At 73.3% G+C, this 22,835-nt stretch carries 15 protein-coding genes; 1 reads left to right on the plus strand and 14 read right to left on the minus strand.

All coding sequences use genetic code 11. From position 1 onward, the window contains the following. Nucleotides 1–36: 36 nt before the first annotated feature. From OG389_RS28220 to OG389_RS28260, 9 genes are all read right to left on the minus strand, one after another. On the minus strand, nucleotides 37–3,117 hold the full coding sequence (locus OG389_RS28220) for a hypothetical protein (protein WP_328301239.1): 3,081 nt from the start codon (nucleotides 3,115–3,117) through the stop codon (nucleotides 37–39). Between the two features lie 4 nt (nucleotides 3,118–3,121). Then, the gene (locus OG389_RS28225) at nucleotides 3,122–3,280 is read right to left on the minus strand and encodes a DUF6760 family protein (protein WP_328301240.1); all 159 of its coding nucleotides are present in this window, start codon (nucleotides 3,278–3,280) and stop codon (nucleotides 3,122–3,124) included. Then, on the minus strand, nucleotides 3,277–3,768 hold the full coding sequence (locus OG389_RS28230) for a hypothetical protein (protein ID WP_328301241.1): 492 nt from the start codon (nucleotides 3,766–3,768) through the stop codon (nucleotides 3,277–3,279). The genes OG389_RS28225 and OG389_RS28230 overlap by 4 nt, the downstream gene beginning before the upstream one ends. Further along, on the minus strand, nucleotides 3,765–4,205 hold the full coding sequence (locus tag OG389_RS28235) for a phage tail protein (RefSeq protein WP_030388073.1): 441 nt from the start codon (nucleotides 4,203–4,205) through the stop codon (nucleotides 3,765–3,767). Before OG389_RS28235 ends, OG389_RS28230 begins: the two co-directional genes overlap by 4 nt. Nucleotides 4,206–4,286: 81 nt before the next feature. After that, nucleotides 4,287–5,843 carry a phage tail sheath family protein gene (locus OG389_RS28240; protein ID WP_328301242.1) on the minus strand — a complete coding sequence of 519 codons (1,557 nt, stop codon included), beginning with the start codon at nucleotides 5,841–5,843 and terminating at the stop codon, nucleotides 4,287–4,289. 171 nt (nucleotides 5,844–6,014) lie between these two features. Next, nucleotides 6,015–8,138, minus strand: a complete 2,124-nt coding sequence (locus OG389_RS28245; protein ID WP_443059354.1) for an ATP-binding protein — start codon at nucleotides 8,136–8,138, stop codon at nucleotides 6,015–6,017. Further along, nucleotides 8,135–8,839, minus strand: a complete 705-nt coding sequence (locus OG389_RS28250; protein ID WP_328301243.1) for a DUF4255 domain-containing protein — start codon at nucleotides 8,837–8,839, stop codon at nucleotides 8,135–8,137. The genes OG389_RS28245 and OG389_RS28250 overlap by 4 nt, the downstream gene beginning before the upstream one ends. Continuing rightward, nucleotides 8,836–12,036 carry a hypothetical protein gene (locus OG389_RS28255; protein ID WP_328301244.1) on the minus strand — a complete coding sequence of 1,067 codons (3,201 nt, stop codon included), beginning with the start codon at nucleotides 12,034–12,036 and terminating at the stop codon, nucleotides 8,836–8,838. Before OG389_RS28255 ends, OG389_RS28250 begins: the two co-directional genes overlap by 4 nt. 176 nt (nucleotides 12,037–12,212) lie before the next feature. After that, nucleotides 12,213–12,884, minus strand: coding sequence for a helix-turn-helix transcriptional regulator (locus tag OG389_RS28260; protein ID WP_328301245.1), 672 nt, complete (start codon nucleotides 12,882–12,884; stop codon nucleotides 12,213–12,215). A gap of 168 nt (nucleotides 12,885–13,052) precedes the next feature. Between OG389_RS28260 and OG389_RS28265 the strand changes: the two genes are divergently transcribed. Then, nucleotides 13,053–14,399 (plus strand): COG1470 family protein, encoded by a 1,347-nt coding sequence (locus OG389_RS28265; RefSeq protein ID WP_328301246.1) that lies wholly within the window; start codon nucleotides 13,053–13,055, stop codon nucleotides 14,397–14,399. A 218-nt stretch (nucleotides 14,400–14,617) separates the two neighbouring features. Here the strand turns inward: OG389_RS28265 and OG389_RS28270 are convergent, their stop codons facing one another. From OG389_RS28270 to OG389_RS28290, 5 genes are all read right to left on the minus strand, one after another. Further along, entirely contained in the window at nucleotides 14,618–16,660 is a 2,043-nt protein-coding gene (locus OG389_RS28270) for an eCIS core domain-containing protein (protein WP_443059355.1), read from the minus strand. A gap of 291 nt (nucleotides 16,661–16,951) precedes the next feature. Next, nucleotides 16,952–17,584, minus strand: coding sequence for a hypothetical protein (locus OG389_RS28275; protein ID WP_328301247.1), 633 nt, complete (start codon nucleotides 17,582–17,584; stop codon nucleotides 16,952–16,954). 224 nt (nucleotides 17,585–17,808) lie between these two features. Beyond that, nucleotides 17,809–18,249, minus strand: a complete 441-nt coding sequence (locus OG389_RS28280) for a DUF7144 family membrane protein (protein ID WP_328301248.1) — start codon at nucleotides 18,247–18,249, stop codon at nucleotides 17,809–17,811. Nucleotides 18,250–18,425: 176 nt separating this feature from the next. Further along, nucleotides 18,426–20,516 carry a DUF11 domain-containing protein gene (locus OG389_RS28285; RefSeq protein ID WP_328301249.1) on the minus strand — a complete coding sequence of 697 codons (2,091 nt, stop codon included), beginning with the start codon at nucleotides 20,514–20,516 and terminating at the stop codon, nucleotides 18,426–18,428. A 104-nt stretch (nucleotides 20,517–20,620) separates the two neighbouring features. Further along, nucleotides 20,621–22,780 carry a lectin-like domain-containing protein gene (locus tag OG389_RS28290; RefSeq protein WP_328301250.1) on the minus strand — a complete coding sequence of 720 codons (2,160 nt, stop codon included), beginning with the start codon at nucleotides 22,778–22,780 and terminating at the stop codon, nucleotides 20,621–20,623. Between the last annotated feature and the right edge of the window lie 55 nt (nucleotides 22,781–22,835).

Raw genomic sequence — 22,835 nt, forward strand, 5'->3', positions numbered from 1 at the left:
TCGTCCGTTTCTCGTTCGTCCGTGCTTCAAGCGTGCTCAGCGGCGCCCGTCGAAGGGCCTGCCCGCGCGTTCCCGGCCGCGCCGCAACTCGGTGCGCAGCAGGCGGGCAACCGGATCGAGCAGACGGCGTGCCAGATCGTCCAGGTCGAGGTCGCCGCCCTGCTGCTGCGGCACCGCATCGCGCGGACGCTCGTGCCGGCCGGCCGCCGTGGTGCCCGTGCCCGTACCCGTGCCCGTACCCGTGGCCGTGGCCGGGCGTCCGCCGCGTGTCGGGGGCGCCGCGGTCCGGACACTGACCGGACCGGGGGTGCCCCGGCCGCCACCGGTGTCGCGCTGCACCGGTGGCGTGCTCGCCGGTGGCGTGGTGCCCGTCGCTGCCGGGGAGACGGCGGGGGCCGAGGTTCTGGGCCGCACCACGGGAACGGGCTGCGCCGACGACGCGGCCACCACGGACGGCTGGACCACCAGCGGCGGCGCGTGCACTCCGGTCACGGGCAAGGGCGCGGCCGCGACCGGTGAGGGCGCCGGGCGCACGATGTGCGCAGGACGTGGGGAGTGTCCCGGGGGGACCGAGCCAGAGGTACGCGCCGGTGTCGGCGGGGTCGTTCCTCGTGGCCCGTCGGTGGCTCGCTGGACCTGCCGCGGTGCGGTGGACGAGGCGGGCCAGCGTGCCGCGACCACGGGACGGCTCGCCGGGCGGGGAGCGGGGGCGGCCGCGCTCCCCATGTCACGGGTGCCGAGGGACAGGGGGCGTGCCGCCAGGAGCTGAAGGGTGCGGGGCGCGAAGGGCGCCGCCGGGGTGGCGCGCTCGTGGTGCGGGGTTCCGCTCCGGTCGCTGACGGGGCCGGCGACGACGAGCGGGAGCGGGCCGGTGCCGCGGGCCGGCGACGGCCTGTCGGTGCGACGGGACCGGGCCGGTGTGCCGGGGCCGGCCGGGGCCGGAGCGGTGCTCCGCGGGGTCGGGAGGTCCGGCGAGGTGGCGGTGGTCCGCTGGACGAGCGGGGGAGCACCGGCCGGGCCGCCGGGACCGGATGACGCGGATCGTTCGGCGGTCGCGGAGGGTTCGGTGGACTCGGTGGTACGGCGCTGCGCGTCGGGCGCGCCCAGCAGAGGCGCGTGGACGGACGGCGCCGGGGGCCGGGCGGGGTCCGTGGGCGCGAGGGCGCGATGGACGCCGGCGGGGGAGGCGGGCCGGGCCGCTCGGGACCGGGACGTGGGGGACGCGGAGGACGTGGGCACGGTGGCGCTCGGCGGCAGTGCGGCCAGGGGCGCCCCCAGGCCGGAGCGGATCCGTGGCGTGGGGTGTCCCGAGGCGGGACGGTCGGCCGTGGGTTCTGCCTGGCGCTGGACCGTGGGCATCGCGGGGACGGGAGCGGAGTCGGGCGCCGTCGATGCGGGGCGGCTCGGCTGCGTTGCCGTGGGCGGCAGTTCGGTGAGGGGGACGCCGAGCGGTGCGCGGGTTCGCGCACGCCGCGCGGGCGTCTCCGGGGCCGGGGCCTGGCCCGGACGGTCGGCCGCGGTTTCCGCCTGGCGCTGGACCATGGGCAGCACAGGAGCGGGTGCGGAGTCGGGGGCCGCTGCGGGGCCGCCCGACTGCGGGGCCGTGGACGGCAGTTCGACGAGCGGTGCGCCGAGCGGTGCGCGGCTTCCCGCACGCTGTACAGCGTCGGGGCCCGGAGCGTCGGGGGACGGGCCGCCGTCGTGCGCCGGGGGGACGGTCGTACGTGCAGCGGTACGTACGACGGACACGCGGCGCTGGGGCGTGATGGGGACCCGGGCGACGGTCAGCGCGCGGCCGACGGCGCGCGGCCGCACTACCGTGTGCGCTGCCTCGGCGCGGGGTGTGGGTGTGGGGGCGCCGGGGGCCTCCAGGACGGAGCTGGATCCCGTGGAACCGGCGGTGCTGGTGGATCCTGAGGTGCGCGCCGCGGCCCGCTGGGCGGCGGGCGGGGTGGACGCGGCAGAGGGACCGGACGGGGACGTGGTGGCACGCCCGGCGGACGCCCGGGCCGCCGGGGCGCCTTCGGCAGATGCCCCGGGGACCACCGCGATACGGCGGATCAGGGGGAACCGCGCAGGCGCCGGCGCGGGACCGGGCGCGGCCGGGGACAGGGCGGTACCGCCGCCGGTCGCCCGGGCCCGCTGCACCGCGGGAGCGGGAGCGGGTGCGCCGAGCACGGCCGCGGAGTGCGTGGGCGTGAGGCCACGGGTACCGGAGCTCTCCTTGCCCGACGGGACCTCCCTCGCGTCGCCGCGGGCGGTGGCACGGGCGACGACCGGGCCCGGTGCAGCGCCGCCGGTGGCCGGCCGCGAGCTGCGGCCGCTGCGGGGCGGTGATGCGAGGTTCGGTGCGGACGGGCCCGTGTCCGCCCGCGGCGATGCGAGGTTCGGTACGGAGGCGCTCGTGCCCGCCGCGGACGCGGGCGCGGACAGGGGCGCGCCCGGCCCGGAGGCCTCCGGACCCGCAGCCGGCCCGCGGGTTCCCGAGGTACTCGGACGGGAGGACGTAGCACTGGGCGAGGGGGAACCGGGCGAGGGGGAATCAGCCGCGCGGGAACCGGACGCGCGGGAACCGGACGCCGGGGCGTCGGACCGCACCCGGCGCGAGATCTGCGGGGCGTCGCGCTTCGGCGGGTTGTCGCGCTTCCGCGGTGCACCCGGTCCACCCGGTCCGCCCGGTGCCGAGGTCCGTACCTGCTCGGACGGCTCCCCCGTCCCGGGCGCGGCGTCCGCTCCGTACGGGCGCAGCGCGCGCAGGAGCAGGGGGCCGCCGCCGCTGTGGGTGGGGCGGGCGGTGGCGGGGCGGACGACACCGCGTACGCGACCGGCCGGGGCGGACGGCAGCAGGGCGTGGGCGAGCCCGGTGTCGAACGACGGATCGCGCCACGCGGCCAGGCCGGACCGGAAGGCCAGCCCGTCGCTGACGCCCATCGGTGCGCGTGACACGGTCAGTTGGGGCGGCGTCGTCATGCGCCAGCCACCGTCCCAGTCACCGGGTACGCCGACCTCCCGCGCGGCAGCCGCGGGCGCCGAGCCGCCTGAGGGCGCCGTCGCCCGCCGGTCGGTCGCCGCGTCCGGCACGACGGCGCGCCGACGCAGCCTGTCCCGCCATGCCATTTACTCAACCGCCTTCATTCACACGAGTGTTGATACGAGCAATCTCGGTGACCCACTCCTGGCGCTCGCCGTGCGGCAGGTCGAGAATCTCGTCGCGTTGCCAGTGGAAGTGGTAGGCGATGTACGCGATCTCCTCCCTGAGCCGGGGGAGGGCGTACGTCACGATTCCCCCAGGCGCCCACCGGAGAGGTCGATCTCGAAGCCGCCTTCGCAATGCGGGCAGGTGACCGCCGCGCGAGTATGTCCCTCGCTGTTGACGCGCCGGTAGAAGTCCTGCAAGAACGCGACGTCGGTCGCGTACATCCGCTCCACGATGCCGGCGTGCACGTCGGTGATCGCGCCGAGTCGGGTGATCACCTGGCTGAGCAGCACCACGCTCAGGTACGCCGGGTTCTCTTTGACCCGCAGATCGATCTGGGGGCGCAGCTCGTCCCGGGCGGTGGCCAGGCGCATCGCGCCGTGCCGGTGCACGGTGCCCGCCTCGTCCAGGTAGCCACGCGGCAGCTCGAACTCGAACTCGGTTCGCAGCCCGTGCTCCTCGCGCGGCGCCGGCGCGGCCGGGGTTGGTGCCGCCTGGTCCGGGGCCGGGGCGGGCGCCGTGACCTGGAGGAGCTCCTCCAGGTTGCCCGCCGTTACCGTACGGCGCCTCATTCGACGATGATCTCCTCGAACACGATGGTCACGGACTCGGTGGCCGCGGCGGACTCGCCGGCCTTCAGGGAGGGGCCTTCCCACTTGGAGGCCCAGCCCTGCATGAGCTGGATGCGGCGGACGGTCGCGCCCGTGGAGTCCTTGATCTCGATGGTGAGGTTCTGCCGAGCGGTGTCGACGGCCCCGTTGTTCAGGGTCTCCTTGATCCACTTGGTGAATTCGCTGCTCTTGTCGAGGCCCCGGGTGATCGTGACCTCGCCCGCCTGGCGGGCGCCGGGCTGCTTGCGGATGATCTGCTTGCCCTCGGCGCTGACCTGGCGGACCTCGACGACCTCTTCCTCGACGGTCAGGCCGCTGATCTCCTGGATCGATTCGACCAGGTAGCCGCCGAGCTGCACGCCGAAGATATGGGTGGAAAGAGCATCGCCCTCTGCCATGACTGTCCTTCACCTTTCCTAGCTGTTCGTGCTGTTCGTTCTGTTCCGACTGTTCAGGCCGCTACGGCCGGGGGCCGGCTGTCACTCGTCGACGAGGCTGGTGCTGTCGGAGAACTGGGCCAGCCGGAACACCACGAACTCGGCGGGCTTGACGGGCGACACGCCGATCTCGCAGACCACGCGGCCCTGGTCGATCGACTCCTGCGGGTTGTTGTCCCGGTCGCACTTGACGTAGAACGCCTCCGCGGCCGTGCGGCCGAACAGCGCGCCACGACGCCATTCCTCGGTGAGGAACGCGGTGACGTTGCGCCGGATGCTCGACCAGAGCCGGTCGTCGTTCGGCTCGAAGACCACCCACTGGGTGCCCAGGAGGATGGACTCCTCCAGGTAGTTGAAGAGGCGGCGCACGTTCAGGTAGCGCCAGGACGGATCGGAGGAGAGGGTGCGAGCGCCCCAGATCCGGATGCCCCGGCCGGGGAAGGCGCGTACGCAGTTCACACCGATCGGGTTGAGCAGGTCCTGCTCGCCCTTGCTCAGGCGCAGTTCCAGGTCCACCGCGCCACGGATCACCTCGTTGGCGGGGGCCTTGTGCACACCGCGCTCGGCGTCGCTGCGCGCCCACACGCCGGCGATGTGGCCGCTCGGCGGGACGGCCGTGTTGCGCCCGGAGGCCGGGTCGAAGACCCGAACCCACGGGTAGTAGAGGGTGGCGTAGCGGGAGTCGTAGCCCGCCTCGTCGTTGCGCCAGGTGCGCACCTGCTGCGCGGAGAGCCCGGGCGGGGTGTCCAGGACGGCCACCCGGTCGCCCATCTGCTCGCAGTGCGAGATCACCGCGAGCTGCACGGTGCGTACGCCTTCGGCGTCGATCTCGCCGCGCTGGTAGGCGCTCATCAGGTCCGGCACCGCGACCATGGTGATCTCGTCGATGGTCTCCAGGCCGGCGAACCCGGTACGTGCGCTCGCGTCGCCGACGTACTCGGCCGGGTCGAGCCGGGACACCTCGCCGTGGCCGGCCGGAGCGGGCGCGGCCGGGGCGTCGGGCAGGGCCACGATCTGGGCGGTGGGCCGGGTCTGGCTCGCATTGCGCTGCTCGGTGACCTCGATCAGCTTCGAGGCGCGGGTCTGGGTGACGAGGTAGCCCTTGACGTTCTTGCGGGCGGACACCTCGTAGGTCTCGGCCACCTGTTCGCCCTGGCGGACCAGGACCTTGAAGCGGTCCTCGGGCGGGTTCTCGCCGTCCACGTCGGCGATCTCCACGGACACGCCGGTGACGCCCGGCCGGGCCGTCACCAGGAAGCCGCCGAGCTCGGCCGGCTGCGCCGCGCGGGCCTGGGGGCTTCCGCCGACGGCGGCCGGGGCGGAGGCGTCCTGGCCGGACCCGCCGATGCGGACGACGTACGCGGCGCCGCCGCCGTTGGCGAAGTACCCGTAGACCGCGTGGGGCAGATAGGTGCCCTCGGTGAAGCCGCCGAAGTGCTGGCTGTACTGGTCCCAGTTGGTGACCAGGGTGGGCTCGTGGAACGGGCCGCTCCGGGCGAACCCGACGAACGCGGCGACAGCGGTGCCGACCCCTTCGATCGGGCGAGCACCGGACTGCACCTCCTCCACGTACACGCCCGGGGTGAGGTACGTCGGCATGCTCGCTCCTTGCTCTTGCTGTTCTGTATTTCAGGTCTGCCCACAGCCTTTCCGGCGGCGGTCACCGGCGGCAGAGGCGTTCGGACCAGGCCGGGGGCAAGTGCGCTGCCCTCCTGGTCGCTCCCGCCGGACCTCCCGGACAGCACGCCCGGCCCATCCGCCGCCGCCGGTTCACACGCGCGTGACCTGGTCCACGTACGGCCCGAACTCGCCCTCCAGGAGCAGGCGGCCGAGCTTGCGGTACTCCTGGGCGACCGCCGTCACCACCTGGGGCATGGTCACCGGCTCACCCGATGCGGCCGCGGAGTAGGCGGCGGTCACTGCGCAGGACCGGATCGAGCCTCCGGCCAGTTCGAACCGGTCGGCACAGAAGCCGAGATCGAGGTCGCCGGCGCGGGGCAGCCGGTCGCCCAGGCATCGCTCCCACAGGGCCAGGCGCTGGGTGGCGTCGGGCACCGGGAAGTCCGCGACCACGTCGAGGCGGCGGGTGAACGCCTCGTCGAGGTTGGCCCGCAGGTTGGTGGTCAGGATGGCGATGCCGTCGAACGACTCCATCCGCTGGAGCAGATAGGCCGACTCCATGTTGGCGTGCTTGTCGTGGGCGTCCTTGACCTCCGAGCGCTTGCCGAAGATCGCGTCGGCCTCGTCGAACAGCAGCACCGCGTTGACGGCCGACGCCTCGGTGAAGATCCGCTCCAGGTTCTTCTCGGTCTCGCCGACGTACTTGTCGACGACCGTGGACAGGTCGACCACGTACAAGTCCATGCCCAGGTCGGCGGCCACGACCTCGGCGGACATGGTCTTGCCGGTGCCGGAGGAACCCGCGAACAGCGCGATCACCCCGCGCCCGCGCCCGCCGCCGGGCCGCATGCCCCACTGTCCGAGCACCTGGTCGCGGTGGCGGGCGCGCACCGCGAGTTCACGCAGGCGGCGGTGGGTGGGGGCGGGCAGCACCAGGTCGTCCCAGCCCACCGCGGGCTCCACCCGGCGGGCGAGGCGGGCGAGGCCCGCGCCGTTCTGGGCCCGTACGGCGCTGCGCAGGTCGTCGGGGGAGACCGGGCGGCCGTCGAGCGCGGCCGTGCGCACCGCGGTGTCGGCGGCGCGCCGCAGCTGCCCGGCGTCGAGGCGGTGCGCGGACACGGACCGGGCGAGGGCGTCGGCTTCACCGGCCTCACCCACCTCACCCAACTCACCCGCCTCACCACGCTTTCCGGCGGCCAGCTCCAGGGCGTGCCGCCAGCGCACGACGTGCCGGTCGGGGGAGGGGGCCGCCACCGTCAGGGTGACGGGGGTGTCGGCCGTCCAGGCGGGTTCCCAGCCGCCCGCTCCGTACGTGAACAGGGGGATGCCGCGCAGCACCGTGCACAGGGTGCGCAGTACGCGGGCCCGCTCGTCGGGTTTGTCGGGCAGTTCCTCCACCGGCCCGAGCAGTACACCGGCGCCCGTCAGGCGGGCCTCGCGGGCGACGGCGCCGGCGAGTTCGGGCACGGTTCGGGCGTGGTGGGCCAGTGCCGCCGCGTCCAGGGCCAGGGGGCTCAGCCCGCGAGCGCGCAGCGCGGCGGCGGCCAAGCCGACGGGATCGCCGCCGCCCCGCAGGTGGACATGGCCGGTGCCGCTGCCGGCCGCGGCGACGGCCCGGTGCAGCTCGGCCGGGTCGACGGCCGGATCGTCGGCGGCCTCGCCGAGCACGTCGGCCAGCCGCGGGTCGGGCGAGGCGTCGCCCAGCAGGTGGGCGGTGACCCGGTCGGGGACGGCCAGCACCCGGGACAGGGGCGGCCGTTCGGGCTCGGTGACCTCCAGCAGACCGCCTGCGACGAGCGGCGCTGCGGGGGAGAGCCGCAACCGCGCGGCCGCCACCCCGGTGCGGCCGCACAGTTCGAGGGCGAGTGCGACGGTGGGCCGACGGCGGGTCAGGTCGTCGTTGAGGTAGCCGTAGAGCTGTTCGAAGCGGATGTCCAGGTCCGGCGCCAGGGCGACCAGGAGAAGGTCCAGGTCGAGGGGCGCCAGCGCGAAGCGCGTGGCGAGGAGGTCGAGCGGCGAGCCGGGCGGGGGGCCGGCCGGTGCGAGCGCGGGCAGGCCGGGGTCGTACCGTGCGTCCAGGATACGGGCGACGGCCTCGGGCGTCAGGTACTGGCCCCGGTAGGGATCGTCCGGGTCGGGATCGACGGCGCGCCGGAGCGCCACGGCCTGGCGCACCCGCTCCTCGACGGTGCGGAGCCGTGCCCACAGGTACGGGGTCGTGTCGGCCGGCGCCGGCGCCGGCGCCGGGGGCGCGGGTTCGAGGACGTGCGTCACGGCTGCCGTTCCCCTCGTCGGCGGCGCGCGGGAACCTGCGGCCGCTCCCGGGAGCCGCCGAAGCCCTCCGGTCCCGGTTCGCTCGGCTCGAGGTAGCGCAACCGGCGCGCGCCCTCGGCCCCGTCCGGCTCGGCCTGCGGCACGGAGCGTACGACGAGCCCATCGGTGACCGGCGGGGCCGTGGCCCTGCTGATGCCCGCCAGCGGTGCCTTCACGCGGAGCCCCAGGGATGGCTTCAGCTCGCCGCCCAGCGCCGACCACACGTCGGAGGCGGCCGGTGCGTCCATCCCGGTGCCTCCCGCGTCCACGTCCACGAGCAGGCCGAGTTCGGCGAGCGTGCCACCGAGCAGGCGCGGGGGCAGCGTGTCGGTCGACACGAGGCAGGCCAGCACCTGGGAGAGCAGTCGGTGCTCGTCCTGTGGCCTGCTCGCCCATGCGGAGACCAGGTAGGTCAGCTCGAACCAGCGGGTCGGGGTGCGGCGTGCGACGACGAAGCCGTCCGCGTCGTACACCTCGCCTGCGCCGCTGCCGCGCCGGGTGTGGTCCTCGCGGATGTCGTACAGGAACACGCAGACCGTGGGCGCGCTGCGGCGCGCCGCCCAGTCACGCGTCGGCGCGTCGAACACCACCTCGACGCCCGACGCCTCCAGGCCGGACTCCTCCAGCAGCCGGCGCAGCCCCTCGTCGACCTCGTGGATCACCGGCGGGTCACCTCGTCGGGCGGCTGCACCGTGCCGTTGACCACGAGGAAGTCGGTCTGCACCGGGGAGAAGCCGGGGCCGCTCGCGGTGATGACACGGGGGCCGGTCTGGTCCTTGGCGAGGATCAGCAGCTGGCCGGTGAACGTGCCGTCGCGGCGGGGGACGGTCGGTGCCGCCGCTGCCGTGATGCCCGGCTTCCACGTGAACCGCACCGGCACGCCGGGCGGGAAGTCCTCGCCGCGCACCGAGGTGACGAAGCCGGGCCTGCCGATCGGCGGGACGGCGACGATGCGCGGCTGGAGGATGCGCAGAGGCTGCTCGGCGGTGTTGTCGCCGAGGTCGGCGTCGGTGCCGGTCGTGGTGAGGTTGCCGGTCACCCGGCCGGTGAGCGCCTTGTCGGGGTTGAGGACGACCTGGAGGACGGTCCGGGCGCCCGGTGCCAGGTCCGGCAGCGCGCACACCCAGGTCTCGTCGCAGCCTGGCGGTGGCCCGTTGCGGGGGACGCCTTCGGGAAGGCCGATACGCAGCCGCAGGCCGGTGGCCAGGGCGTTGCGGCCGTTGCGGACGGTGTAGGTGACCACGACACGGCCGCCCACGTAGCCGGGGGCGGGCTGCGCCGTCACGCGCACCCCGGGGCCGGCCGGGGGTGCGGGCGGCTCCGGCTGCGGCGTCGGGGTGGGAGTCGGCGTGGGAGTCGGTGTCGGCGTGGGAGTGGGCGTGGGTGTCGGGGTGGGTGTCGGGGTGGGCGTCCGGGTGGGGCCAGGCGTCGGGGGTACGGGTGCCTCCCGCACTGGCACCACGGTCTGGTCGGCGTTGTCGCTGGGGCGCGGGTCGAGCACGGTGCCGGTGACCGTCCAGTCCACCGGCTGGTCGCCGGGGGTGACGCCGGTGAGGGTGACGGTCACCGGGACGGTGGTGCCCGGTGGCACCACGCCCAGGGCGCAGGTCAGCGCCTGCGCGTCACAGGTGGCGCCGGGTGCGGTGAGCGCGGTGACGCTCACGCCGGTCGGCGGCGCGACGGTCAGCCGGGTACCGGGTGAGGCCGCCGGGCCGTGGTTGACGACGTCCACCCGGACACTGGCGGAGCCGCCGACGGTGAGCGGCGCCGCCTTGTCCGGTGCCTGGACCGCAAGGTCCACGGACTGCTGCACGCTGGGTTCCTTCTGGCGGCCCGGCAGGCCGGTGACGAGCAGGTTGTGAGCACCGGAGGCCACGTCCACCAGCTTCAGCTTCTCCGGGCTGTTGGGGGCGCGGGAGCCGCGGGCGCTGAGCACCAGGCTCTTGCCGTCGGCGGTCCAGGCGGCGTCGCGGGGCTGGAACGGTCCCTTGGCCGTGGGTTCGGGCAGTTCCCGGCCGCAGGCCCCCGGCCTGTCGCGGGCGGCGTCGGGCAGCAGGACCCGGCAGGCGCCGCCCGCCGCGGCGGCGAGAAGGATGCCGCTGCGCTCGTCGACGCGGCCGCCGCCGTTCTTGCGGTTGAAGGCGAGGGTGGCGCCGTCAGGTGAGAAGGCCGGGCTGTCGTCGATGACTTCGCAGGCACCGGGACAGACCGTGGCACTCAGGTCGCGCTGCTGGTCCAGGCGGTTCACGGGCACGGTCCAGATGTGCTTGTTGCCGCCACCGCCGTTGATCACGAGGTTGCGGGTGAAGGCCAGCGTCGTGCCGTCGGAGGACCACGTGGGCTGGGCGTCGCCGCCCCGGGGCTGGCCGGCGGGCGGGACGACCTCGCCCTGGATCGCGCCGGTGGAGGCGTCCGCGATCAGGATGCGCGCGGGGCGGGCGGCGCCACCGGCCCCGCCGGGCGAAGTCCGGGTGAAGGCCAGGAACCTGCCGTCGGGGGAGAACGTCGGGTCGGTGTCCCAGTCCTTGGAGCCGCGGCCCGCGAGCGGCAGGGGCGCCGCGCGGGATCCGTCGGCGTCCGCGATCCAGATCCGTTCGATCCGGCCGTCGGGCGTGTCCTCGAAGCGGGTCACCACGATCCTGCGCCCGTCGGGCGTGTAGTTCTGCCGCTCGGTCCACGGGTCGTACCCGGGGGCGGGCTGGAACAGCGGGTCCTTGGCCGGGTCGGTGTTGGTGTCGGCCGCCGGGTCCTCCTTGAGGATGGTCAGGCCGAGGTCACGGGGGTCGGAGCCGTCCATCCGGGCGTCCTGCAGGGTCACCACGTGCGGCCCGGCGGCCGAGGTCCGCTCGACCACGGCGCCGCCGCCGTTCAGCGGGCCGAGCCACGTGGCCGGCCCGACCTCGCGGTCCTCGCTGAGCACCACCTGAGGGGTGTCCGTCGAGTGTGCGGGCACCCGGAAGACGTGGTCCCAGTCGCCCTCGCAGTCACAGGTGCGGTCCGGGCTGAGGAAGAGGACCCCGTTCCCGTCGGGCAGCCAGGCTGCCCCCTGGGTACGCCAGCCCGCCTGGGCGCCCGCCAGGAGCGGGCCGTCGCCGCGCCCGTCGGTCCACCGCAGGCGGGGTCCGTCGGGTCCGGTGGCGGTGTAGGCGATGACATCGCGGTTCGTCGCGTCGTTCACCGGGTTCCACACCGGCTCGGTGGCCTTGCCGTTGGCGGGGGTGGTGACGCGGGTGGCGGCGCCGCCCCGCAGGGGACGTACGTAGACCTGCCGTCCGGCGGCCCGGTCCTCGTCGCTGGAGTACGCCAGACGTCCGCCCTCAGGCGAGACCGTGGGGTGCTCCTCGTTCGCGGGAGTGTCGGTCAGCCGGGTGAGGCGGGTGCCGTCGGTGCGCACCAGCCACAGGTCGCGCTGGGTGGCACCGGACGCGCCGGGCGGGGTCGAGTCGAAGACGACCGCCCGGCCGTCCGGCGTCAGCCGGGGGTGCGCCACGTCCAGGCCGCTGGTCAGGCGGCGCACCGAGCCCTCCGCGGACCGCAGGTAGACCTGCGGGTTCCGCTCGTCGCGGCGGCTGGCGAAGACCAACTGGTCGCCCTGTGCGGCGGGCTGGAGGTCCTGGTGCGCCGGCCCCTCGCCGAACAGAGGGGCGCTGGACTTGCCGGTCACCACCCGGCCGAGGCTGCGGTGGCGGGTGCCGGCGTACGCGACCCGGCTGTTCCCGGCGTCGGCCGCGAGAGTTCGTGCCTCGGCGTCGCCGGGGCCGGTGGCCGCCGTCACCGCGAACAAGGGGATCAGCAGCAGCAACGACGCGCCGACTCTCCCCCAATGGGGTTGCCGACTGCCGGATCCACCCGTGCCCATCAGGGTCCACCTCGCCGTCCGGTGCAGCATCTACGTATGACTCCGCCACCCTGCGGCCCCGACACGCGGACCGGCACGGCCGCGGGGCCGGACCCGGGGGAAGAACCCGGTGCGCTTTCGGGCAGTGGTGGGGGGCGGACGGACCGCACGGCCGGCCGCCGGGCCTCGCCGTACGGTCAGATCAGCCCCTGGCGCAGGGCGTAGCCGACCGCATGCGTGCGGTTGCGCAGTTGCAGCCGCGTGATGACCTCGTGCAGCACGTTCTTGACGGTCCGTTCGGAGTACGAGGTCTTGGCCGCGATCTCAGCGGTGTCCAGTCCCTCCGACACCAGGCGCAGCATGTCCGCCTCGCGCGGGGTCAGGGTGGACAGGGACACGGCGCGCGGGTCGAGCGCCGAACGCTGCAGGCTGCCGACGTGGTCGAGGAGCTTCGCGAGCAGGTCGCCGGGCAGCACGCCCTCGCCGTTCGCTATCGACAGAACCAGCCGCAGGAGCCGGTCCTGGTCCGCCTCCGCGCGCCGCAGGACAGCCGTGACCCCGCATTCGATGGCGCGCTGCAGGGCGTCCCCGGATTCGAAGGTGCCGACCACGAGGCCGGTGCGCGTGGCGGAGTTGTGCCGCAGTCGGTACAGCAGGGCGGCCGTCTCGTCGTCCACGCTGTCCACGGTCACGAGCGACACCTGCGCGGTGTCGGCGTCGGCGTCGGCGACGAGCTCGACCTCCCTTCGCTGGCGCAGCTGGTGGACGACTCCGACGCGCAGGATCGGATCCGATGCGTACACGGCCACGGTGACCCGTTGGTCGCCGCCGAATGAGGAGAAGGGCCCGTTGTTGCCAGGCTGGGGCATGTGTCGTACCTGTTCCGTGATGGGTATGTGGGGATACGGGCGGTCAGGGATGATCAACAGAGGTTTCAGAGAGTGGAGTTGAGGGAAGCCTGTGGGGGCATCGGGGTTGCCCGGAGCGTTGCCCTCGCGCCCTTGGAAGTGGCCGGGGCGTCGCCATAGCGTCGGGGCGTGATATCCCCAGCAGCCTCTTCCAGCCCTGGCGCGCCCGGCCTCGACATCCCGCGGGTGTCGGTGACGCCGGGCGGTACCGCATCCACCAGCCTGACCGTCCGCAACGACAGCGACATCGTCGAGGCGTACCGCCTGGAGGTCGTCGGCGACTGCGCTGCGTGGACCGTGGTGGAACCCGAGCGCATCTCCCTCTACCCCGGCACCTCGGAAACGGTGACGATCCGCCTGGCCCCGCCGCGTTCGCCGCAGGTGCGGGCGGGCGATGTACCGCTCGCCGTGCGCGTGCTGCCCACCGAGCACCCCGAGTCCGTGCGGGTGCCCGAAACCACCGTGCACATCGAGGAGTTCCGGGAGCTGCGCGCAGAGAGCGCTCCCAAACGCCGCCGCGGCTGGCTGCGCGGGCGCTATCGACTCGCCGTGCGCAACGAGGGCAACTCCCCCGTACGGCTTGCTTTCACGCCCGGGCAGCCGGGTGAGGAGCTGAAGTTCGACTTCCGCCCCGCGGCACTGAAGCTGGAGCCCGGTGAGTCCGCCGAGGTCGTGCTGCGGGTCCGTACCGGCAAGCCGGTGTGGTTCGGGTCCCCGGTGACCTGGCCGTTCACTGTTGAGGTGGCCGAAGCCGGCGACGGTGACGGTGAGGACGGCAAGGAGCGGCCGGAGCCGGACGCCGTCCGGGCGCCGCTGGAGGTGGAGTTCGTACAGATCCCGATCTTCCCGACGTGGCTGCTCGCGGTACTGGCGGCGCTGCTCGCGCTGCTGCTCGCCTGGTTCATGCTGGTGCGCCCGGCCGTGCGCAGCACGGCCAAGGAAGCCGCCGACCAGGTGGTCCAGAAGCGGCCGACGCCCAGTGCGGACGTGAACGGGCAGGTCCCGGGCGCCGGCGACGCCAAGCAGCCGGGCGCCGGGGGCAAGAGCCCCCAGCCCGGGACGGGCGCAGGCGGTACGGGAGCCGCCGGACCCGGAGCCGGATCCGGCGGGGGCGCGGGAGGACAGCAGGGCTCGGCCACCATCGACCTGCAGACCGACGGCGGGCAGACCAAGACCGGTGCCTACACGGTGCCCGCCGGCAAGACGTTCGGGATCACGGACATCGTCGTCGCCAACTTTCAGGGCGACGAAGGGGTGGTGACCATCAGCTTCGGCGACCGCAAGATCACGACGATCGCGCTGGAAACGTTCCGTAACCAGGACTATCACTGGGTCACCCCCATCAGCATCACCGAGAGCCAGACTGTGACCGTCCAGGTGACCTGTGCGAAGCCCGGCACCCCTGCCACCGGTCGTCAGGCGCAGGAATGCCACGAGGTGCTCAACGTGAGCGGTGTGCTGAGCGACCTCAGGTGACCCGTGCGGAACAGACATCGTCGGTCAGGTCGTCCGTCAGGGCAAAGAGGGCTTTTGTCGCATCGTCTGGAAATCGTTACTTTCAGCGATCGATCGGACGTCCCCTTGTCGATCGTCTGTTCTCATCTCGTCGGTCCCATATCGGCGAACTCTGGGTAACCGGCATGATTGACGAAGCGACAAAGATGGCCTGATCTCAACTCCCTCCTGAGCTCCGGTCAGTGCGTGGGGACCCCCACCCGCTGGCCGGAGGCCAGGACCGCCGTGGCGGCACTGAGGTCGACCGTGTTCGGCAGCATCGCCTGCGGCCGCAGCAGTTCCTTGAGCAGGAACCGCATCAGCTCGTCTCCGGACATCGCCTTGAGCCTGTCCGCGAGCTGCGGGTTCACCTCTCCGAGGCGTTGGATCTCCACGACGGCCCGCTCCACCAGACCCGGCACGATGTCCCGCCCGATCAGGGTGTTGGACCGCAGCCGCTCCGAATGGACCTGCTCCTGCGCACCGGATCCGTAGGTCATGGTGCTGTGAGGGTCCGACAGCGCCTGGGTCATGGAGAAGAGGATCTGCCCCCTGCGGTCCTCGTTGCGCTCGTTGCCCATCGCGTCCATGACCTTCTCCATGTCCAGCGCGTCGGCTCCCGCCCCCGCACCGACGTCGAACTTCCGCACCGGCAGGGAGAACCCGTCCGAGAAGGTGTCCTCGCGCGTGCCCAGCCTGCTCTGCGTCTGCGCCGGATCCTCGGGCTTCGCGCGCACGGTGGGGTACTCGCGCTGCGCGAAGTCGCTGAGCATCAGCCAGCCCTGACTCATCAGGGGGGACGCGGTCAGGGGGATCTCGATCCGGGCCGGCTCCTCGCCGCCGAACCGCGTTTCGCGGAACGGGCTGCCCGGTACCTCCAGGAAGAAGAAGACGAAGCCCTCGTTGGCAAGGACGTGCTTGTCGTACGCCTCCGAGTTGTTCGGCGCGTCGGGGTTCGCCCTGAGCAGCTCGGTCTTGGACTTCATCTCCCCCTGGCCGAGCATCTGCTCGGCGCGCGACTTGGCCGTGTAGTGGCACAGCACGCTCTGCTGGAGCGCGGTCGACAGCTTGGTCCTGACGTCGGCGACCCAGTTCCGGTCACCCCGGCCCCCGGCGATCTCCTTGGCCATCCCGGCCCGGTTGAGCTCCGACAGTTCGCGGAAGTAGCTCGCCCCGTGCATCTGGAACGCGGCCGCGCTGTCGGCCCACTGCTCCTCCTGCCACAGCATGCCGTTGTCGGTCATCGCGCTGAACGGCTCCCGCGCCGCGTCGGGGAACTCGTTGTCCCGTACGAGCTGGTCGTTCACCAGTACCAGTTCGTCCTTGATGACCTTGAGCGCCGCGGACAGCCAGGGCTTGACGGCCGCGGTCGCCTCGTCCTCGGCCGGGGCGATCTGGAGCGTGAGGTCCGTCAGGGCCATCATGCAGTGCATGGGGTCACGGTTGGCATCGCTGTCGTATGCGGCGATGTCCGTCCGTACCCGCGCCACCACCGGGTCCGGCGGCTCCTGGGTCCGCGCCCTGAGCCGGCCCAGCAGCCCTCCAGCACGCGGGGGGTCGGCCGGCAGCGAAGGACCGAGCTCTTCGGGCCCCTTGCGCTGGACGACGGCCCCCTCACCGGAAACCGGCGCGTGTGGCCCGTGCTCCTCGCAGGCGGCGCGCTGGACGGGTGCGGGAGCGGCCATGACCCGACTCGCGTTGGCCTCGGCCTCCCGCTCGAAGCGGTCGCCGGGGTCGCTGACCCGCAGCCCGTGGCCCGTGTCCGTGCCCGCGACCGGCCCCTGCCGCTGTTGGATGACATGGGTGAGCTCGTGGGCGAGGGTGTGCTTGTCCTTCCCGCCGTCCGTGACGACCACGTGGCTGCCCGAGGTGTACGCCCGGGCCCCGATCTCGGCTGCGGAGCGCTGCGCGAGGGGATCGGAGTGGACCCGTACGTCGGAGAAGTCCGCGCCGAGCCGGGTCTCCATCTCCTCGCGCAGGGGTCCTTCGAGCGGCCTGCCGGGCGACCGGAGCACGTCATGCGCGGTCGCCCGCTGGACGGGTGCGTCCTGGCGCCCGGGGCTGTGGCCCGCCGCGAGCATGCGCGTCACCGCCGCGTTGCCGACGGACCGCTGGAGCGCCGGCAGCGTAGCCGCCGCGGGAGCGGCGGGGGCTCGTTCCTCACCCCGACGCGCCTGCCGGGACGGGCCGGAGCTGTCCTTGGATACATCGGCTTCTGCCTTGTCGCGGGCAGGAATACGCATGGTGCATGCCTCTCGGGGATACGGCGGGACGTACCCTTAGTTACCCGCGAAAGCCGCCTGGGGGCATGCCCCTTCGGGCAGACCTGGGGGAACACCCGGCTGCTCCCGACGCGCGCGAGCCCCCGCCGCGTAGGCACGAAGGCCGAACGGCGTTGTATCCGGCGTTCCGCGTTTGCGCAGGTGGAAACGACGTACCTAGGGCCAGTCGTCGTGCGGCAGACGGGAGTTCGACGACAGGCCCCAGTGCGGCAACGGGGCCACGTCGCCGAACAAGCAGCCGGGTGGCGAGCACTACCGACTTCGGCCGAGCGGTGTGAACGTGAACGACTCCGGGAGGAGATCGCCGCCGACCCGGGCGGCGAGCACGGCCGGCTGCGAGAGCCCGGAGTCGTAGTCGTTCCAGAGGTGCAGGACGAGCAGGGGGTCCCCCGGTGTCGCGGTGGCATAGGCGAGTGCCTTGCTGACCCGGGGGTTCGGGCCGCCGGTGACGACGGACGGCTCGCCGAACTCGGCGGTGACGTCCGGCCAGTCCCGGTCCACGGCGCACCAGCCGGGCAGCGCGTCGCGCATCGCCTCGTACTCGGAGTGCGACAAGAGGCGGTCTGCCGTGAGCCAGCCCCGGCGGTGGGCGAACTCGGCGTAGACGCAAGCGGTGTGAGTGTCCAGGGCCGCATCCCGGGGCAGCAGCTTCCGGAAGGCGCCCTGGACTCCGTCCGCGTACCACGCGCCGGCTTCGGTGAGGCGTGACTGTTCCTCCTGCCAGGCTCCGGCATTCCGTTCGGCCACGAGCAGGTGGTCCATCAGGAACCAGACGGCGGTGTTGAGGTCGCCGTAGGCCGCCGGGCGGCGCAGGACGCTGTTGAGCTGGTCGACGAGGTGGGCGCGTATGTCGACGGAGGAGGCAAGGCGCGGGGTACTCGGCATGTCGACGAGTGTGCACGGCCGTCCGGTTCGGTGCGGTGCGCCATGGGCTCGTGCCCAAGGAGGGGCGTGGCGTCGGCCCAGGTCGGAGTGAACACCGAGCCGCTCGCGCGGCGTGGCGGAGCGCCCGAGGGGCGACGTCACCGTGCGGCGCGGGCAACACTCGAGCGGACGCGTCCTCCCCGTCGACCACGGCTGATGGGGAGGACGCCGCGGGGCCGCTCGCGTCAGCCGGTGTGGGAGCGGCTGCTCTCCGTGCACAGGGCCCAGATGATGAAGATGCCGAGGGCGATCGAGATGAGGCCCCAGAGCGGCGTGTAGGGCAGCCACAGGAAGTTGAGGATGATGTCCAGCGCGACGATCACCACGCCCGTGACCCGGGCCCAGGGTGCGCCCTTGAGGATGCCCGCGCCGACGACCGCGAGCACGATGCCCAGGACCAGGTGGATCCAGCCCCACGCCGTGACGTCGAACTTGAAGGTGTACTCGCCCAGGCGCGCGTAGACGTCGTCGTTCGCGATGCCGACGATTCCCTTCAGGATGCCGAGGACGCCTTCCACGAGCATCAGGACTCCGGCGAACACGGCGCCGCTGGCCGCCCACGGGTTCTGGCCGTCGTCGGCGTACCGGTTGTTGGGGGCCCTGCTGGGGGGCGTTGTCTGTGCCACGAGAGACTCCTTCGTCGGGCGGGACGCCGATCGTCCGGTGTCCCGCCCAGGGTCCGCGGCGGGGGAGCGCGGGGACATTCGAGCGCCGCCATTCGGGTGAATCCGTACGGCTGCCCGGTACGGCGGAAGGCCGGCAGGGCGGGATGCCCTGCCGGCCTTCCGTGGGGGTCGCGGGGTCAGGGGGTCGTCTTGCCGACCTCCAGGTCGGCCGTCGGGTCCTTGACCGTGCCGCCGGGCGGGCCGGCGGCCGCGCTCGTGTTGTTCGCGGGCTTGGGATCGCTGGTCAGGGAGTCGACGGTGGCGGTGTTGCGGATGTCGGAGCCGTTGCCGGTGTACTCCGGGTCCAGCTTCACCTTGATCACCCAGGTCATCGAGGCCCCGGGCGCCAACTGCGGCAGCGGGCCGCAGGTGACGGTCCGTCCCGAGGTGCAGGTGGCGTCGCCGGACACGAAGCTCAGGGCGGTGGGCAGCGTGTCGGAGACCGTGATCTGCTCGGCCTGGGAGGGGCCGTTGTTGGTGACGGTCAGGGCGTAGTCGAAGGTCTCGCCCGGGGCCACGGGGGTGGTCTGGACGGGCTTCTTGGTGATGGCGAGGTCCGCGGCGGGGTCCGTGACGTGCCCGCCGGGTACGGTCGCGGTGCTCTTGTCGTTCTCGCTCGCCGGGTCGATGTTGTCGGCCGTCACCTGGGCGGTGTTCCGCAGGTCGCTGCCGTCCCCGCCGTAGGCGGGATCCACCTTGACGGTGAGCAGGTACTCGACCGTTTCGCCGACCTTGAGCGGGCTGGTGCGCTTGCACGTCACCAGGTGTCCGGCGACGGTGCAACCGGCGGGGGAGGACGCCACGTACGAGAGGCCCTCGGGGAGCGCGTCGCTGAGCTTGACGTTGAAGGCGTCGGCCGACGGGCCGTTGTTCCTGACCCGGATCCGGTAGTCGAAGCTCTCACCCGGCACCGGCGGCTTGGTCCCGACGGCCTCCTTGGTCACGGCCAGGTCCGCGGTCGGCTTGTTGACGGTGCTGCCGGGCAGGCCCGCCGGGCTGCTCGTGTTGTTCCCCGGTTTGGGGTCCGCGGTCCGCGAGACGGCGGTCGCCGTGTTGCGGATGTCGGATCCGTTGCCGGTGTACCCGCTGTCGAGGCGGACGGTGAACCGCCAGGTCCGGGATGCCGAGGGCTCCAGTACGGCCACCGGGCCGCAGCTGACCGTACCGGCGGTCACCGAGCAGCCGTCGGGGGAGGAGACGAAGGCGAGCTGCGAGGGCAGCCTGTCGGTGATCGCGGTGTTCACGGCGCGGGACGGGCCGTCGTTGGTCGCGGTGACCACGTACTCGAAGGTCTGCCCGGGGGCGATCGGGGTGTCGTTGGCCGGCCGCTTGGTCGTCCACACGTCGGCCTGCGGGGCGGTGACCCCGCCCGGTGGCAGCACGGCGTGCGAGGTGTTGTCGGCGGGCTCCGGGTCCTTGGACGCGGAGGAGGAGGTCGCGGTGTTGCGCAGGTCGCTGCCGTCACCGGCGTAGGCGGCGTCCAGCTTCACCTTGAACGTCCACACCACCTCGGCGCCGGGGACGAGTCGGGCCAGCGGACCGCAGGTGACGGTCCGTCCGGAAGCGGTGCACGGGTCGGCGGAGGACACGAAGGTCAGCCCGTCGGGCAGGGCGTCGGCCACCACGACGTTGCGCGCGTCGGAGGGGCCCTTGTTGGTCGTACGGACCTCGTACTCGTACTCCTGGCCCGGGACGGTCGGCCCCGCGCCCAGCGGGGTCTTGACGGTGGCCAGGTCAGAGACGGGACCGAACGGTCCCGGCGGCAGCACCGGATCCGGCTTGTTGTTGGCGGGGTCGGGATCCGTGGCCTCGGAGCTGCCCGTGGCGCTGTTGCCGAGGTCGGAACCGTCCCCCTGGTACGAGGGGCTCAGCCGGGCCTGGAAGCTCCAGCTCCTGGTCTCCCCGGCGTTCAGCTGGGGTTCGGGTCCGCAGGTGACGGTCTGGCCCGTCGCGGTGCAGCCGTCGGAGGAGCCCACGAAGGAGATCCCGGTGGGGAGCTTGTCCGTGGCGGTGACCTTCCGGGCCACCGACGGGCCCTTGTTCCGTGCGGTCAGGGTGTAGGTGATCAGGTCACCGGGGGCCTTGGCATGCTGTGCCGTCACCTCGACCGTATGCCCTCCGGCGGGCAGGGCGGCGGCCCCGGGGGCCGGTCCGGCCCACAGGGCCGCGGCGCAGAGCAGCGGAGCCAGGGCCCGCACCGCCGGCCGCCGGCCTGGTGTCGTCGTCATGGCGCATCGTTTCCGTTTCGTGCGGGAGAGGACCGTACAGAGAGCTGCTGTACGGGAGTTGGGGGGAATGTCAGGGAAAGGAGACGGGGTGCGGGACCGGCCTGTCAGCCCGCGGTCGCGTCCTTGGCGAGCTCGATGTCGGCGCTGGGCGGGCGGACGCGTCCGCCGGGCACCCCGGCGGAGCCGCTGTTGTCGAGCGGGTTCGGATCGGCCGTGTCCGCGCGGGCGGTCGCGGTGTTCCGTAGGCCCGTCCCGTCTCCGGTGTACGCCGGGTCGACGCGCACGGTGAAGGTCCACGACCGGACTCCACCCGGGTCGAGGGTGGCCACCGTGCCGCAGGTGACGTCCCGGCCGACGGCCGTGCAGCCCGCGGCCGGGGCGACGAAGGCGAGCCCCGCGGGCAGCGGGTCGACGACCGAGACCTTCCGGGCCACGGACGGGCCGCTGTTGCGTACGGTCACCGTGTACGTGAAGGTCTCCCCGGGGGCCACGGGGGAGCGGGCCTCCACGGCCTTCGCCAGTGAGAGGTCGGCCCGGGCGGGCGCCACCCCGCCGGGCGGAGCGGCGGCCGCGCTGGTGTTGTTCGCGGGCTGCGGATCGGCGACGGCGTGCCGGAGCGTCGCGACGTTCCCGAGGTCCGAGCCGTCACCCTGATAGGCCGGGTCCAGCCGTACGCGTACGGTCCACGAGGTGCTCGTGCCGGCGTTCAGCTGATCGCGGACCGGGCAGGACAGCTGCTGGCCCGAGGCCGTGCACCCGTCGGCGGAGGAGACGAACCGCAGCGGCCCGGGAAGGGTGTCGGAGAGCTGGACGGCGGTCGTGTGGGAGGGCCCGAGGTTGCGTGCGGTGATCCGGTACTCGAACTCCTGGCCCGGGGCCACCGGTCCGGACCCGAGCCCCTCCTTCTCCGCGGCCACATCGGCGCGCGCGGTCACCACCGTGGCGGCGGCGGTGGAGCTGTTGTCCGCCGGATTGGTGTCCGTACGGTCCGCCGGGGCGGTCACGGTGGCCGTGTTGGTCAGGGTGACGGGCTGCGCCGGGGCCGTACCGGTGACCGTGTAGGTGACCGAGCCGCCGCGCTGGAAGTCGGCCGTCGTGTCCAGGACGTTCCCGCTGCCGGAGGCCCGTCCGCAGGTCCCGCCGGTGCCGGCGCGACAGATCCAGGTCACGTTGGTCAGGCCGGGCACGGTGTCGCGCACGGTTGCGCCGGTGACCTCGTTGGCCTGGCTGTTGGAGACGGTCAGCGTGTAGGTCACCGGTCCGCCGCCGGCGGGCACGGTCGCGGGGGAGCCCGCCTTCGCGATGGTCAGGTCGGCCGGCACGTTGATCTGCAGGTCGTCGATCTCGTGCACGTTCGTCGCGCCACCGGTGCTCCCGGAGAACGCCACCTTGAGGGTGGCCGGGAGCTTCGGCTGGCCGGTGATGCCCGTGACGTCGAAGTCGGTGATCAGCTGGGTCATGGCCGTGCCGGGGCCGCTGTCGGACCACACCGACAGCAGCATCTTCGTACCGCTGGGCAGGAGGGACACGCGCACCGTGCGCTCCTTGGCGCGGCTGCCGGTCTCCACGGTCTTGCCGGGACCGTCGACGGCCGTGGCGTAGCGGTACCCCGTCCTGCCGTTGCCTCCGCCGCGCACCACGATCTTGTTGGACTGGGCGCCCGGGCCGCCGTTGCCGACCACGCTGGAGGAGAAGTTGCCGAACTCGTCCAGCCCGATGCCGAAGTACGCACCCGGTACGCCCGAGACGGCGCAGAGGTCCGCCACGCCCGTGCAGGCGTAGCCGAGGGCTCCGCCGGAAGGGCCGGTCCCGTCGGCCGCCGCGCCGTCGACCAGGTAGAAGGAGAGCCCGTCACCCCGCTTGCCCTCGAAGGGCGTTCCCCCGTAGGTGGCGTAGCTGAATTCGGCGATGAAGCCGAGGCTGGAGGGGAAGGAGTCCTTCAGTTTCCAGGTGCCGGCCTGGTTGGCGCTCGCGGACGTCAGTCGCAGCCAGCCGCCGCCCTCCGGATAGCTCGCGTTGCCGCTGGTGCCGCCCAGGTTGGTGGAACTGTCGAACGCCTCGTCGACGGGGAAGGCCAGTGCGCGGGGCCGGGGGCCGCCGGCCGGGCCGACTGGGGCGGCCGGGCCGACTGGGGCGGCCGGGTCGGCCCCGGCGGTCGGGGCCGCCGTCGCGGGAACGGAGAGGACCGCCGGCAGGACCAGCGCGGTCGTGCACAGGAAGGAGGCGGCGGCCCTGCGCCACCAGGCACTCCGGGGCATCGTCATACCGGAACGTTCCTCGACTTCCCGCTCGGTGGTTGCGCCTGGGCAGGCCGTCCGC

This window comes from Streptomyces sp. NBC_00435 (genome assembly GCF_036014235.1).
Classification (GTDB): Bacteria; Actinomycetota; Actinomycetes; order Streptomycetales; family Streptomycetaceae; genus Streptomyces.